The organism is Caballeronia sp. GAFFF1 (assembly GCF_023630705.1).
Taxonomy (GTDB): Bacteria; Pseudomonadota; Gammaproteobacteria; order Burkholderiales; family Burkholderiaceae; genus Caballeronia.
Genome location: NZ_JALQEM010000033.1, coordinates 29,115 through 44,758 on the forward strand (window position 1 = coordinate 29,115; position 15,644 = coordinate 44,758).

Genomic DNA, 15,644 nt, shown 5'->3' on the forward strand with positions numbered 1-15,644 from the left:
CGCCGTTGAACCTCGGATTACGAGTGCCGCGGATCAATCTCCATACGGCACCCAGATATTCTTGACTTGCACGGCTTGGCGCAAGAAGGGCAAACCTTCACTCGATGCATCATGCCAGTCGAACAGTCGTCCGTGATCGACAAAGGTTCGCTTCAGATTGCCGACCGATTCGCGCTCCGCCATCGCTGAAAGCGCCGCGCCACTGAAGCACCAGAGCGCATCGACGTCATCGTGCTGGGCCAGCGTTTTTGCGAGCGAGCGCGCATCGCCGGTCACGATGTTGAGCGCGCCGCCCGGCACGTCGGACGTATCCGCGACCTGATAGAAGTCTGTCGCCATGAGCGGGCACGTCATGCTCGGCACCGCCACGACCGTATTGCCCAGCGCGAGCGCGGGCGCGATCAGCGAGACGAAGCCGAGCAACGGCGCTTCGTCCGGACAGATGACGCCGATCACGCCGACCGGCTCGTGCATCGCCAGCGCGACGCCGTGCAGCGGCGGCGCATGCACCGCGCCGTCGAACTTGTCGGCCCACGCTGCGTAGGTGAACAAGCGGGCAATCGACGCATCGACTTCGCGCTTCGCATCGCGTTCGCTGGAATTCGCGCGCGTCACGAGTTGGCGCGCGAATTCCTCCGCTCGCGCGCTCAGATTCTCCGCGAGGTAATACAACACCTGCGCGCGGTTATGCGCGCTCGCTGCCGCCCATTTCGCCATGCCGCGCGCCGCCGCGACTGCATTGCGAATGTCCTTGCGATTGCCCTCGGCCACTTCGCCGACGATCTCGCCCGCAGGCGCGCGAACGAGCCGCGAATAGCCGCTATCCGGCCGCGTCTGCTTGCCGCCGATGAAGAGCTTCGCCGTGCGGTCGATCGCGCCCACGTTGGCCGAATCCATCAGCGAGTCGGGCTCGGCGGACGGCGCTTGCGTGTCGCTGCGCATCGGCAGCTTGGACCATGCGCGCGGCTTGAGATATTCGTATATGCCCTCGCGTCCGCCTTCCCGCCCGAAACCGGACTCCCGATAGCCGCCGAAGCCCACTGCCGCATCGAACAGATTGGTGGCGTTGATCCATACGACACCGCATTGCAGGCGCGGCGCGACGTCCAGCGCGCGGCTGATGTTCTCGCTCCAGAGGCTCGCGGCCAGCCCGTAGCGCGTGTTGTTCGCCAGGGCGACGGCTTCGTCGGGCGTGCGAAAGCTCATCGAGACGAGCACGGGCCCGAAGATTTCCTCTTGCGCAAGCGTCGATGCCGGCGCGACGTTGGTCACCAGAGTCGGCGCAAAAAACGCCCCGCCTTCCGGCAATACGAGACGCGAAGGCTGATGAATCTCGCATCCTTCGCTTTCGCCCTTTGCCACGAGCGCGCGAATGCGTTCGAGCTGCACGTCATCGACAATGGCGCTCATGTCGACGCCCTTGTCCAGCGACGGCCCGACGCGCAGCGTTTCCATGCGGCGCTTGAGCTTGTCGATGAAACGCGCTTCGATGCCTTCCTGCACGAGCAGACGCGAACCCGCGCAGCACACCTGGCCCTGATTGAACCAGATCGCATCGACGACGCCTTCGACGGCCGAGTCGATGTCGGCGTCGTCGAACACGATGAACGGCGACTTGCCGCCCAGTTCGAGCGTGAGCGATTTGCCCGAGCCCGCCGTCGTCGCGCGAATCTGACGGCCCACTTTGGTCGATCCGGTGAACGCGATCTTCGCGACGCGCGGATGCTCGACGAGCGCCGCGCCCGTGCGGCCATCGCCGGTCACGACGTTGAGCACGCCCTTGGGCAAGCCGGCGCGGTGCGCGAGTTCCGCGAAGAGCAACGCCGTGAGCGACGTGTATTCCGCGGGCTTGAGCACGACGCAATTGCCGAGCGCGAGCGCGGGCGCGATCTTCCACGCGAGCATCAGCAGCGGAAAATTCCACGGTACGATCTGCCCGATCACGCCGAGCGGCGCCCAGTCCGCGAACTCGCGGTCCTGCAATTGCGCCCAGCCCGCATGATGCAGAAAGTGCCTCGAAACAAGGGGGATATCGATGTCGCGCGATTCGCGAATCGGCTTGCCGTTATCGAGCGATTCGAGGACGGCGAAGAGGCGGCTATGCCTTTGCACCATGCGCGACAGTGCGTACAGGTGCCGCGCGCGGCCCGCGCCGCCGATGCCTTGCCAGGATTCCAGCGCATCGTGCGCGGCTTGCACGGCGGCATCCACATCGCCGCTCGACCCTTGCGCGATCGACGCGAGCACGCGGCCTGTCGCCGGCTCGCGCGAATCGAAGCGATGTTCGTCCGCGCCGTCTCGCCATGCGCCGTCGATGAAATGGCCGAAGCGTCCGGCGTGTTGATCGAGCCATGCGCGCACGGCGCGATCGTCTTCCGGTGCGGGTCCGTATTCCATCGAAGAAAAATAGTGGGCTACGCTCATGAGGCTTGTGTCTGTATTGGGCGGGTTCAGGCGACCGGATGGCGGTTGAACGCCGAATAGCGCCCGCTTACGTGATGTTCGAGTTGCCGCTCGATATCGGCAAGCAGGCCGGACGCGCCAATGCGGAACAAGTCCGCTTCGAGCCATTCGCGCCCGAGCTCCTCCTTCATGAGAATCTGATACTGCAGCGCCGTTTTCGCGGTCGACACGCCGCCCGCCGGCTTGAAGCCGATCGCGATGCCCGTGCGCGCCAGATATTCGCGCATCATGCGCACCATCACGAGCGACACGTCGAGCGTCGCATTGACGCCTTCTTTGCCCGTCGAGGTCTTGATGAAATCCGCGCCGGCCATCATGCAGATCATCGAAGCCTTCGCGACGTTGGAGAGCGTGCGTATGTCGCCGGTGCCGAGAATGGCCTTGACGTGCGCGTCGCCGCAAGCCGCGCGGAAGTCGCGCATCTCGTTGTAGAGCGCTTGCCAGTTTCCGGTCAGCACGTGCTCGCGGGTGACGACGATGTCGATTTCCTTCGCGCCGTCCGCCACCGATGCTTCGATCTCGCGCAGCTTGAGCGCATGCGGATTCAGGCCGGCGGGAAATCCGGTGGACACGGCCGCGACCGGAATGCCGCTATCGGCGAGCGCTTCCACCGCCGTCTTGACGAAGCGGTGATAGACGCACACGGCGCCTGTCGTGATCGGCTGATCCGACATGCCGAGCGCGTCGAGCAGATCCTCGCGCAGCGGGCGGCGCGCCTTGGCGCAGAGCCGTTGAACGCGCGCGGTGGTGTCGTCGCCGCTGAGCGTCGTGAGGTCGATACAGGTGATCGCCTTCAGCAGCCACGCCGCCTGCGCGTCTTTCTTGACGGAGCGGCGCAGGCCGAAGCTCGCTGCGCGGCGGGCGACTGCCGACTGATTGACGCGCAGCCCTTCGAGCCATGCGAGGTCGAACGGGACGCCGGGATTGCGCGCGCGCGTGGCCGGGTGAGCGGTTCCGGGCCACGCGACGATGGACTTCGATGCGGTTTCCAACATGAGATCGAGAGGCTGTGCGCTTGCGCCACGCACAACAGCTTTTTGATAGATTGATCTCAGTCTATCGCAACGTTGTTACGATCGTAACATAGGGAAAGTGCGGAGATGGGCGGGTTCGGCGTACCGCCCGTTCGACGTCAAGCTGCCCGCACTTCCGGCTCGACGGCACGAGCGCCCCGGCCCGCCGGTATCGCAAGACCCAGGTGTCCGCGCAGCGTCGCCCCTTCGTAAGCGCGACGGAAAATGCCCCGCCGCTGAAGGATCGGCACGACGCCTTCCGTGAACGCTTCCAGACCGTCGGGCAGCACGTCCGGCATCAGGTTGAAGCCGTCGGCCGCGCCGTTTTCGAACCAGTGCGTGATGTCGTCGGCCACCTGTTCGGGCGTGCCGACGATCACGCGATGCCCGCCGCCGCCCGCCAGCGCGCGCACCAGCTCCCGCACCGTATAGCCGTGCGTGCGCGCCTGCGCGAGCGTCGCGTGAAAGAACGTGTGATTACCATTGCCGTCGTTGGGCAGCGGGAGATCGGCGGGCAGGCGTGCATCGGGGTGCAGCGAGTCCACGGGCACGCCGAGCGTACCCGCGAGGCGGTTGAGGCTGTAGCGCCACGGAATCAGATCGACGAGTTCATCGCGACGGCGCAGTGCCTCGCTTTCTGTCGCGCCGATGATCGTGGTCAGCCCGGCGAGCACCTTCACGGCGTTCGGGCCGCGTCCGTAACGCGCCGCCCGCTCGTTGAGGTCGGCGCGGTAGGCGCGCGATTCCTCGAAGGACTGCGACGCCGAGAACACGGCCTCCGCGTGACGCGCGGCCAGTTCGCGTCCATCGCCCGATGCGCCCGCCTGCACCAGCACCGGATGCCCTTGCGCCGAGCGCGGCAGGTTGAGCGCGCCTTGCACGCCGAAGAATCGCCCGCGATGCTGCGCCGGATGCACCTTGGCCAGATCGACGAAACGCCCGCTCGCCTTGTCCGCCACCAGCGCATCGTCTTCCCAGCTATTCCAGAGCGATTTCACGAGCGTCGCGAACTCATCGGCGCGGGCATAGCGTTCCGCGTGCTGCGGCACCGCGTCGAGACCGAAGTTGCGCGCGGACGGCAGATCGGCTGTCGTCACGATGTTCCAGCCGGCGCGGCCGCCGCTGATCAGATCGAGCGTCGCGAACCGGCGCGCGATGTTGTACGGCTCGTTGTAGCTCGTCGAAGCGGTCGCGATCAGTCCGATATGCGTGGTCGCGGCGGCCACGCTCGTGAGCAGCATCGTCGGTTCGAGCGCGGTGATCGGACGCATGTCGAGCTGATCGGAGATCGCGGCGTTGTCCGCCAGAAAAATCGCGTCGAGGCAGGCGCGCTCGGCGGTCTGCGCGAGCCGCACATAATGATTCACGTCGATGAACGCGCGCGGATCGGCCTCAGCCACGCGCCACGCCGACGGCACGAAGCCCGAATGCAGCGCGTTGATGTTGAGATGCAACTGGCGCGGAAGAGATGCGCTCATGACTAATCACTCCGTTTCGATGATGATGGCCGCGGCGCTCAGAACACGCGCCCTTCGGTCAAGTGCGTGGTCACGCCGTTCAGTTCGTAATCGCCGATCACCCGCGATTTATGCAGCAGCGGGTTGTGGCTGAAGATGGTGCGCAGATTGCGCCAGTGGCGGTCGAAGTTGTGCGCGCGCGAGGTGGCCGACGCGCCGCCCGCTTCGAACATGCGTTCCGCCGCGTGCAGCGCGAGCTTGCTCACGACGAGCTGCGTGCGCGCGGTGACGAGCGCGCCTTCGAGCACGAGCGCATCGGCACGCGCGTCGCCGTCGCGCACCGCACGCGACGAGCGGTCGAGCGCGCGGGCGTTCTCGCGCACGAGGGCGTCGATTGCGTGACTGTGCGACGACAGATCGCCCACGACCTGTTGGATGAACGCATCCTCGCGCGCGGTCGGCGCGGGACTGTGCAACGCGGGGCGTCCGTGTTGCACCACGTAGCGTTTGGCATCGGCGAGCACGTTGCGCACGATGCCCGCCGCGACCGCCACCAGATGCAGTTGCCGCAGCGCGCCGGCGTGGCGGCCTGCAAGCGTCGTCAGATTGCGCGGCGCGACTTCGTCGGCCTGCACGCGCAACGAATCGAACACGAGGCTGCCGCTTGCCGTCATGCGCTGGCCCATGCCGTCCCAGTCGTCCAGCACGTGCAGACCTTCGCGCCGCACAGGCACGATCGCGACGACCGGTTCGCCGCGATCATCCTGCACGTTGAGCCGCGCATAGTCCGCGAAGGCCGTGCCCGTCGCGTAGTACTTGCGCCCGCTCAGGCGATAGTGGTCGCCGTCGCGCGTGAGTTGCGTCGTGATCTCGCCCGGACGGGACGTGCCCGCTTCGGTCGAAGCGCCGCCGAAGATCGCGCCATCGACGATGCGCTCGATCTGCAATGCGTTGAACGGCGTGCGCGGCGAAAGCAGCAACGCCTCCGTCTGGTCGAAGTGAATGCGCAGCGCATGGGCCACGTTGCTTTCATGCGCGGCGAGCGTCGAGATGACATGGAACACGTCTTCGAGCGAGCCGCCAAGACCGCCCCACTCCACCGGCAGACGCAGCTTGCCTAAGCCGGAAGCCCGAAAGCGCGCGAACGCTTCGAACGGCAACTCGCGGCGCGCCTCGCGGGCGGCGGCTTCTTCGCCGATTTCGCGGGCGAGCGCCGGCAGCGCATCGAGCGCGTCCTGCAATGCGTGATCCGGCTCTGTGCGGATGCGTGCGAGTGTCGACATCTTTCTTCCTTGTTGGTGAATCTTGCAGAGAGGTCAGGCCGCGTGCGCGTTCGGGCGCCCTGCGGGAATCGCATCGAGCAGCGCGCGCGTGTAGGCATGCCGCGGCGCGCGCCAGATATCGCGATGGTCGCCGCTCTCGACGATCCTGCCGCCGTGCATCACATGCACGCGGTCGGCGATATAGCGCACCACGGAGAGATCGTGCGAGATGAAGAGATAAGCGAGCCCCAGGTCGCGCTTCAGCTCGACGAGCAGGTTGAGAATCTGCGCCTGAATGGAAACGTCGAGCGCGGACACCGGTTCGTCGCAGATCAGAAGCGCCGGTTCGAGCACGAGCGCGCGGGCGATGCCGATGCGCTGCCGCTGTCCGCCGGAAAACTCGTGCGGATAGCGAGCGAGCGCGGCGGCGGGCAGGCCGACGCGATCGAGCATGGCCAAAGCGCGAACGCGCCGCGTGCGCCGATCGCCGCCGATGCCGCCGATGCCGTTCACGGCCATCACCGTATCGAGAATCTCGCCGACGGTGCGGCGCGGATTGAGCGACGCATACGGGTCCTGGAACACCATCTGCACGTGTCGCCGGAGCGGCCGCAGCGCACGTTCGGCGAGCGGCACGAGGTCGGTGCCTTGCAGACGGATCGAGCCATCGGTGACGGGCGCGAGCCGCAGAATCGCGCGAGAGAGCGTCGACTTGCCACATCCGGATTCGCCGACGAGGCCGACAGTCTCCCCGGCCGCGATATCGAACGACACGCCGTCCACCGCGCGCAGCGTGCCCTTGCCGTGCCGATGCGCGTAGTCCACCGTGAGCCGGTCCACCGACAGGAGCGGCGCATCGGCGGTAGGCGTCGCTGCATCGAATGTGCGCGGCGCAAGCGGCGTCACGTTGAACCCGGTGTCGCCGTCCTCGCGGCTGCCGCGGCGAATCTCGGGCAGCGTCCAGTCCCGATAGTGAATCTCACCCGACAAATTCAGCGACGCGCCCAGCAGACCGCGCGTGTAGGCATGAGCCGGCGCGGCGAAGAGCGTCTCCACGCGCGCCTCTTCCACCTTCTGGCCGGCCAGCATCACGGCGACGCGATCGGCGTGTTGGGCGACCACGCCCAGATCGTGCGTGATGAGCAGGAGCGACATCGACAACTCGCGCTTGAGTTCGTCGAGCAGTTCGAGAATGCGCGCCTGAATCGTCACGTCGAGCGCAGTGGTCGGCTCGTCGGCGATCAGAAGGCGCGGACGGCACGCCACCGCCATCGCAATCATCACGCGCTGACGCTGGCCGCCCGACAGTTCATGCGGATAGTCGGACACGCGCCGCTGCGGCTCGGGCACGCGCACGAGGTCAAGCAGTTCGGCCGCGCGCCGCAGCGCCGCCTGCTTCGACAGCGATTCGTGTCGACGCAACGTTTCGGCAATCTGCGCGCCGATGGACAGCACGGGATTGAGCGAGGTCATCGGCTCCTGAAAGATCATCGAGATCTGCGAGCCGCGAATCTCGCGCATCTCGCGCGGCGCGAGCGTCAGCAACTCGCGACCGGCGAAGCGCACGCTGCCGGTCACGGTGCCCGGCGCCGGCACGAGGCGCATGAGCGAGAGCGCCGTCGCCGACTTGCCGCAGCCCGATTCGCCGACGAGCGCCAGCGTCTCGCCCTGCGCGATGTCGAAATCGACGCCGCGCACCGCCTGATGCGCGCCGAAGTTCACGCGCAAGTCGCGCACTTGCAGCAGATTGGCTTCGCTCATGCGCGCTCCCGCAAGCGAGGGTTGAGCGCGTCGTTCAGACCGTCGCCGAGAAGATTCAGCGCGAGCACCGCGATCACGATGGCCGCGCCCGGCAGCGCGGTCAGATACCAGGCGGTGCGCAGCGAATCGCGCCCCGCGCCGATCATGCCGCCCCAGCTGACGACGTTCGGATCGCCCATGCCGAGAAACGACAGCGACGATTCGATGAGAATCGCGCTCGCGACCATGACCGAGGCCGTGACGATCACCGGCGGCAGCGCGTTCGGCAAGATTTCGCCGAAGATGATGCGCGCATTCGAGAAGCCCTGACTGCGCGCCGCGAGCACGAAATCGGCCTGACGCAGCGTGCGGAACTCGGCGCGCACGATGCGCGCGACCGTCGGCCATGACGCAATGCCGATGGCGAGCGCGATGACCGTCACGCTCGGCTTGCCGATGGCGACGATGACGATCACCAGCAGAAACGACGGCACCGTCTGAAAGACTTCGGTGACGCGCGCGAGCAGATCGTCGATGACGCCGCCGAAGAAGCCGCCCAGCGCGCCGACGAGCGTGCCGATCACGAGCCCGATGCCGGCCGCCGACGCGCCGATCAGAAGCGACACGCGCGTGCCGTGCGCGATGCCCGCCGCGACATCGCGCCCGAGCGAGTCGGTGCCGAGCGTGTAGAGCGGATCGGCGCCGGGCCACTCGAAGGGCGGCGCGACCATGTCGAGCGGATCGCCGGGGAACAGATGCGGCGCGGCGAGCGCGAGCGCCAGCAGCGCGACGAGCAGCACGATGCCCGCGAGCGCCGACGGATTGCGCAGCAACGCGCGCCACACGCCGCGCGTGGCGCGTGGCGAGGCGGCCTGCGCGCGGCGCGCGCCGAACACCGCGCCCGCGAGTTGACGCCGCCAGGCAGACCCGGCGGGTGCTTGCGCCGTGACGAGTTCGGAAGAGTCGGTTGCCATGCTTGAGCCGAAGAAAGGGAAGGTTTCAGGCGATGCGCGGATCGAGCCACGCCTGCAGCAGATCGATCACGAGATTGGCGGCCATCACGAGCAGCGACGACAGAAGCAATACGCCCAGCAGCACGCTGAAATCGCGCGCCATGACGGCATCGAGCGCCAGGCGGCCGAGGCCCGGCCAGCTGAAGACCGTCTCGGTGACGGCCGCGCCGCCGAGCAGCGTGCCGAAGTGAATGCCGACCATCGTCGTGAGCGGCATCAGCGCGTTGCGCAGCACATGACGCACGCTCACCCGCAACGGATGCAGCCCCTTCGCATGCGCGGTGCGCACGAAGTCCTGACGCTGCACTTCCAGCATCGCGGCGCGCGTCAGGCGGGCGTAGTTCGCCACGAAAAACGTGCCGAGCGTCGCGGCGGGCAGCAGCGCGTGTTTCGCGACATCGGCGACATACGCGAGGCCGTGCAGATTCGCGCCGACCGTGACGTCGCCGCCGCTCGGCAGCCAGCCGAGCCGCACCGAGAACAGGATGATCGCGAGGAGGCCGATCCAGAAGCCCGGCGTCGAATAGAGCAGCAACGCGAGCACCGACAGCACGCGGTCGGGCCACTTGCCGGCCCAGTGCGCCATCACGGCGCCGAGCACGACGCCCGCGAGGATCGCGAACGCGAGCGCGCTGCCCATCAGGATCAGCGTGTTCGGCAAGCGAGAGAGGATGAGCTGCATCACGGGCGCGTCGTATCGCGGCGAGTAGCCGAGACTGAAATGCGCGAGATGCGACAGGTACGCTCCCAGTTGATGCAGAAGCGGCTGGTCCAGCCCGAACTTCGCTCGCAACGCGGCAAGCGTCTCCGCCGTTGCGGAGCCGGATTCGCCCGCGAGCACGTCGGCGGCGTCGCCCGGCATCAGCTTCAGCAGGAAGAAGTTCAGGACCACGATGGCCAACACCGTCGGCACCGCCTGCCATGCGGTGCGTCGGGCGATCGCGGCGAGGCGCGCGCGTCGGTTCCGCTGGTTCATGCCCTTGCCCTCACGCGCTCAGATACACGTCGGCGAGATTGCCTTCGAGACCCTGCGCCGATACCGTGTGATTGCGCACGCGCCGGTTCGCGAGCGTCACCATGCGCGGCGCGACGAGATTCAGGATCGGCAGGTCGCGATAGACGATCTGCTGGAACTGCTGAAAGAGCGCGACGCGTTTGCCCTCTTCCGCCTCGGTCGATGCCGATTCGAGCAGCCGGTCCACGTCGGGATTGCTGTAATGCGGCGCATTGGAGAACGGCACGCCGGGCCGTATGTTCTTCGACCAGTAGAGCCGCTGCACGCCCACGCTCGGATCGAACAGCGTATTGACGCCGATGCTCGTGAAGTCGAACTGGCGGTCGGCATACACGCGCTTGAGGAACGACGGCAAGTCTTGCGAGCGCACCGTCACGTCGATGCCCACGCGCGCGAGCGCCGATTTCACATAGTCCGCCTGACGCCGGTACATGTCGCCGTAAGGCAGGAAGTCGTGCGTGAGTTGAAAGCGCGGGCCACCGTTCTTGCGCGGATAATCCGCCGCGTCGAGCAGCTTCTCGGCGGCGGCGGTATCGAACGCATAGGGCGCGAGCTTCGCATCGTGATACGGCGAGCCTGGCGTGATCGGCGTGGGCGAGAGGTCGGCGTATCCGTACGCGATCGTCTTTTGCACGATCTGCGGATTGATCGCATGCGCGATTGCCTGCCGCACGCGCAGGTCTTTGAGAATCGGGTGATCGAGATTGAAGTCGATCTCCGACAGCGGTTCGAGAAAGCGATAGCCGCGCGTCTCCGTCACGAGTTGCGGCAGTTGCGTGAGACGCGGCAAGTCGGTGAGCGGCACCGGGTTTTCTCCGCCCAGATCGAGCGCGCCGGTTTCGAACGCGGCCGAGCGCGCGGCAGCATCGGGAATCACTTTCAGAACGAGCGAATCGATGTAGGGCTTGCCCGCGTCCCAGTAATCCGGATTGCGCTCGTAGACGATGTTCGCGCCGCGCGTCCACGACTTGAAGCGAAACGGCCCCGTGCCGATGGGCGCGTTGTTGTGAGGATTCGAGAGCGGGTCGCCGGATGCGTACAGATGCTTCGGCACGATGGGCGACTCGCCCGCCGACAGCGCCTTCAGCAGGTACGGCGCGGGTTTGGCGAGCTCGATGACGGCCGTGCGGGCATCGGGCGTCGAGACTCGCGTGACATTGGCAAACGTGCTGCGGCCACGCGGATGCACCGACTTGAGCAGGTCGATCGAGAACGCGACGTCCGCTGACGTGAACGGCTGGCCGTCGTGCCACTTGACGTTCTCGCGCAGGGTGAAGGTGTACTTGAGGCCGTCGTCGGCCACCTTCCATGCGGTCGCAAGCTGCGGCTTCGGCTTCAGATCGAAGTCATAGGCGAGCAGACCTTCGAGCACCTTGGAACTCGCCACGAGCGCGGGGCCGGTCGTCTGGAAGATCGACACCAGCACCGGCGGCTCGGGATTGATCAGCATGTTGAGCGTGCCGCCGCGCCGCGGCGCCCCGGCGTCTTTGCTCTGTGCGAAAGAAAGCGAGGAGAGACTTGCCGACGCCAGCGTGGCGCCCGTGGTCAGAAGGAAGTGTCGTCGGTTGATGCCTGTCATGCGATGCCGTTCTCGTGCGTTGCGTTCGTCGGTTGGATGGGATCGCGACGAACCTTCGCCTGCGGCAGGAATGCTGCGCCGCCGCGTGATCCGCGCAAGCCGACACCATAGAACGGCGCCCGCCGAACGCAAACCAAGCGTTCGGCATATGCAAAGCAGGCCGGGGGAGATTAGCGAAGAAGCATGCTGCCGCGAGGGTGGAAGTCGATCTGAGCGCAAGCGCGGCCAGCATCGACCGATTTGTGAAAATCGATGCGCTACGGTATGCGACGCCTCAATGCCGCTATGATCCCGGTCGAATTGGGTTCATTCGCCGATTGCTTCGGGGTCGCGATGCCGGTCACTGACAATTCCGACGTGCGCGGTGCTCCCGCGTTTCACCGCTTCGCATTGAGCCTCCGCCACAACGTCGTCTTGCTGATCCCGAGCGCCTTGCAGACCGCGTCGCGATCGCCATTGAACGCAGCGAGCGTTGCGCGGATCTGATCCGCTTCGACGGAGCGGCTCATGTCCCTAAGCGACGCATTTGCCGTCGCCTCGGCTTGCGCGGGAAAGAGCTCGGGCGCGATCGCTTGCAGATGATCGAGCGTCAACGCGACGGGGCGATCCTCGTCGAGCGGCATGTCGGATATCTCCACGGCAATCCGTTCCACGATGTTCTGCAACTCGCGGACGTTGCCGGGCCACGCGTGACGCGTCAACGCCTGTTCGAGCGGCGCGAGGACACGCGCCGCCGCTTCGCGGCTGCGCACGCGCAGCGCCAGCGCCTTGTCGCGCCCCGCCGCCTGCATCAACAGCTCGATGGCCAACGGCACGATGTCCGAAGCGCGCGCGCCCAACGGCGGCAACGCCAGGCTCAGAATATTGATGCGGTAGAAAAGGTCGGCGCGAAACGAGCCGTCCGCGACGCCTTCGACAAGCGTGCGATGCGTCGCCGCGATCACGCGGATATCGACGCGCGTCGGCTCCGTCGATCCGAGGCGCATGACCTCTCTCTCTTGCAGCACCCGCAGCAAGCGGCTTTGCAGCGAAGGCGGCATCTCGCCGATTTCGTCGAGAAAAAGCGTGCCGCGATGCGCCGCCTCGATCAGGCCCGCCTTGCCGCCCTTGCGCGCGCCCGTGAACGCGCCTTCCTCGTAGCCGAACAGTTCGCTTTCGAGCAGCGCTTCGGGAAAGGCGCCGCAGTTCATCGCGACGAACGGGAAGTCTTTGCGACGGCTCAGGCGATGCATGCTTTGCGCGACCATTTCCTTGCCCGTGCCGCTCTCGCCGAGAATCAGCACGGTTGCATCGGACTTCGCGTAGCGGCGCACGAGCGCCCTGACCCGCTCGATGGCTTCCGACTCGCCGACGACGTCCTCCAGCCGATACCGCGCGACGAACTCCTGCGCGCCTCGCCGCGATCGGAGGCTTCTGTCGAGCCGCTCGACCGCTCGCGATTCCTGGAACGTGAAGATGGTGCCGTCCGATGCGCCGCCGCTGGCGAGCGGTCCGCGATGAATCGCGTAGCTCACGCCGCGTACGGCGCCGAACACGTCGCCGTCGGCAGCCGGCAACACGCCTTGCAGTTCGGGCGCGACATCCAGCAGCGCCCGGCCGACCACGCGCGATGCATCCAAAATGCCAAGCGCGCCGGCCAGCGGGCGATTCATCGCTTCGATGCGCCCTTCGCCATCGACCGCGACGACGCCATCGCGTAGATGCTGCAACAGATTGTCCAGGCGATTACGGCGGGCAGCTTCGCCGCGCATCGCCTGCGCGACTTCGAGCGCGGTCTCGAACGCAGCGACGACGGACGTGCGCGAATAGAGGAACACGGAGCTCATGCCCGCTTCCGCCGCGAGGTCCGCGACGAGCCCCGGGCCGACCACCACGTCGACGCCGCGGTCGCGCAGGTCCAGCACGAGGCTCTCCGCATCCTGCGCCGACCGGTACGACTCGCAGATCACCTCGATTCCGTAGGCGGCCAGGAAGCGGCGAATCTCATCGGGCGTGTCGCCGTGCGTGACGAGGGCGACGCTCGCGCCCTCGCGCCGCGCCTTCGTCAGCGCGTGCATCACGTCGAAGCCGGTCGGGCTGATGACGACCACCGGCACCGACACCCGGCTCTTGAGATAAGCGCCGTTGGAGCCGCCTGCCACGACGACATCCGGCCGCCCATCGCGCGCGGATTCGATGCTGCGCGCGGCATCTTCATAGGCGAGCGGTATGACTTCGAGCTCGGCCCGATCCTCGTAAGCGCCCGCGAGATCGATGAACAACGCCCTCAGCCGGCTGATCCCCACCGTCCAGATGCGAGGGCGAGACGCAGTTTCGGTTTGCATGGTGTTTTGAATGCCCGGTGCGAACACGCAGTATGCACCACGATTTCAGTTGTGGAATCGTCAATTCACCGTGGGAACCGTTGCGCGAGAGTCATCCGTCCGGAGACTTAGAAATCAATAAGTTACGCGCACATAAACGCTTGGCAAGGTAGTTGCTTTAAAGGCGCACCCCAAGTAGGAGACGAATGTGAGTTCTGAATACCAGATGCCAAGCAGCGCAGGGGCGCGGTTCCGCCGCGCGGTTGAGGAAGAATCGCCATTGCAGGTCGTCGGCGCGATCACCGCCTACGCCGCGAAGATGGCAGAAGCGGTCGGCTTCAAAGCGCTTTATCTGTCGGGCGGCGGCGTGGCCGCCAACTCGCTCGGCATGCCGGATCTCGGCATCAGCACAATGGAAGACGTGCTGATCGACGCCCGCCGCATCACCGACGCGTCGTCGCTGCCGCTCTTGGTCGACATCGATACCGGCTGGGGCGGCGCCTTCAACATCGCACGCACCATCCGCTCGTTCATCAAGGCGGGCGTGGCGGCGGTGCATATCGAAGATCAGGTCGGGCAGAAGCGCTGCGGTCATCGGCCGGGCAAGGAAGTGGTGCCGACCGGCGAGATGGTGGATCGCGTGAAGGCCGCGGTCGATGCGCGCACCGACGACACGTTCGTCATCATGGCGCGCACGGACGCGGCGGCCGCCGAAGGCATCGACGCGGCGATCGAACGCGCGGTGGCGTATGTCGAAGCGGGCGCGGATATGATCTTCCCCGAAGCGATGAAGACGCTCGACGACTATCGCCGCTTCAAGGCGGCCGTGGGCGTGCCCATTCTCGCCAATCTGACCGAATTCGGCTCGACGCCGTTCTTTACCGTCGACGAACTGAGGGAAGCGAATGTCGATATCGCGCTGTACTGCTGCGGCGCGTATCGCGCGATGAACGCCGCCGCGCTCAACTTCTATGAGACCGTGAAGCGCGATGGCACACAAAAGGCCGCAGTCGAAACCATGCAGACGCGTGCCGACCTGTACGAATATCTGGGCTATCACGCCTACGAAGATAAACTCGACCAGCTCTTTGCTGCGAAGAAATAACCCTTTTGAAGGAGACGAACACCATGAGCGAAGCCGATAACAGCACTGCATCCGCGGGCGCATTCAAGCCCAAGAAATCCGTCGCGCTGTCGGGCGTGACAGCGGGCAATACCGCGCTGTGCACCGTGGGCAAGACCGGCAACGATTTGCACTATCGCGGCTACGACATTTTGGATGTGGCGACCACGTCCGAGTTCGAAGAGATCGCGTATCTGCTCGTGCATGGCAAGCTGCCGAACGTCGCGGAACTGAAGGTGTACAAGACGAAGCTGAAGGCGCTGCGCGGCTTGCCCGCGAACCTGAAGGCCGCGCTCGAATGGATTCCCGCCTCCGCGCATCCGATGGACGTGATGCGCACCGGCGTGTCCGTGCTCGGCACCATCCTGCCAGAGAAGGAAGATCACAACATCGCGGGCGCGAGAGATATCGCCGACAAGCTCATGGCGTCGCTCGGCTCCATGCTGCTCTACTGGTATCACTATTCGCACAACGGCAAGCGCATCGAAGTCGAAACCGATGACGACTCCATCGGCGGGCACTTTCTGCATCTGCTGCATGGCGTGGAGCCGTCGCAGTCGTGGGTGCAGGCCATGCACGTATCGCTCAACCTGTACGCTGAGCACGAGTTCAACGCGTCGACCTTCACGAGCCGCGTGATCGCGGGCACGGGATCGGACATGTACTCGGCGATTAC

General features: G+C 66.0%; 11 protein-coding genes. 2 read left to right on the forward strand and 9 right to left on the reverse strand.

Features of this window, described 5'->3' with window-relative positions; translation table 11 throughout:
* Nucleotides 1-33 precede the first annotated feature (33 nt).
* The 9 genes from NCR37_RS19635 to prpR form a co-directional block, all read right to left on the reverse strand.
* The gene (locus NCR37_RS19635; protein ID WP_250474504.1) at nt 34-2,424 is read right to left on the reverse strand and encodes an aldehyde dehydrogenase family protein; all 2,391 of its coding nucleotides are present in this window, start codon (nt 2,422-2,424) and stop codon (nt 34-36) included.
* Nucleotides 2,425-2,450: 26 nt separating this feature from the next.
* Nucleotides 2,451-3,458: a deoxyribose-phosphate aldolase gene (deoC, locus tag NCR37_RS19640; RefSeq protein ID WP_250474505.1), complete on the reverse strand. Its 1,008-nt coding sequence runs from the start codon at nt 3,456-3,458 to the stop codon at nt 2,451-2,453.
* A gap of 137 nt (nt 3,459-3,595) precedes the next feature.
* Nucleotides 3,596-4,954, reverse strand: a complete 1,359-nt coding sequence (locus tag NCR37_RS19645; RefSeq protein ID WP_250474506.1) for an LLM class flavin-dependent oxidoreductase — start codon at nt 4,952-4,954, stop codon at nt 3,596-3,598.
* A gap of 38 nt (nt 4,955-4,992) precedes the next feature.
* On the reverse strand, nt 4,993-6,216 hold the full coding sequence (locus NCR37_RS19650; protein ID WP_250474507.1) for an acyl-CoA dehydrogenase family protein: 1,224 nt from the start codon (nt 6,214-6,216) through the stop codon (nt 4,993-4,995).
* A gap of 33 nt (nt 6,217-6,249) precedes the next feature.
* Nucleotides 6,250-7,956 (reverse strand): ABC transporter ATP-binding protein, encoded by a 1,707-nt coding sequence (locus tag NCR37_RS19655; protein WP_250474508.1) that lies wholly within the window; start codon nt 7,954-7,956, stop codon nt 6,250-6,252.
* Nucleotides 7,953-8,909 carry an ABC transporter permease gene (locus tag NCR37_RS19660; RefSeq protein ID WP_250474509.1) on the reverse strand — a complete coding sequence of 319 codons (957 nt, stop codon included), beginning with the start codon at nt 8,907-8,909 and terminating at the stop codon, nt 7,953-7,955. Before NCR37_RS19660 ends, NCR37_RS19655 begins: the two co-directional genes overlap by 4 nt.
* A gap of 25 nt (nt 8,910-8,934) precedes the next feature.
* Entirely contained in the window at nt 8,935-9,924 is a 990-nt protein-coding gene (locus NCR37_RS19665; RefSeq protein ID WP_250474510.1) for an ABC transporter permease, read from the reverse strand.
* Between the two features lie 10 nt (nt 9,925-9,934).
* A complete protein-coding gene (locus tag NCR37_RS19670) occupies nt 9,935-11,542 on the reverse strand; it encodes an ABC transporter substrate-binding protein (protein ID WP_250474511.1) in 1,608 nt (535 codons plus the stop codon).
* Nucleotides 11,543-11,919: 377 nt separating this feature from the next.
* Entirely contained in the window at nt 11,920-13,866 is a 1,947-nt protein-coding gene (gene prpR, locus NCR37_RS19675) for a propionate catabolism operon regulatory protein PrpR (RefSeq protein ID WP_250474512.1), read from the reverse strand.
* 205 nt (nt 13,867-14,071) lie between these two features.
* On the opposite strand from prpR, the gene prpB reads away from it, so the two are divergent.
* Complete coding sequence (gene prpB, locus NCR37_RS19680; protein WP_284506946.1) at nt 14,072-14,950, forward strand: methylisocitrate lyase; 879 nt, start codon at nt 14,072-14,074, stop codon at nt 14,948-14,950.
* 23 nt (nt 14,951-14,973) lie between these two features.
* Nucleotides 14,974-15,644, forward strand: a 671-nt coding sequence (locus tag NCR37_RS19685) for a citrate/2-methylcitrate synthase (protein WP_284506945.1), incomplete at its 3' end; no start/stop codon positions are given.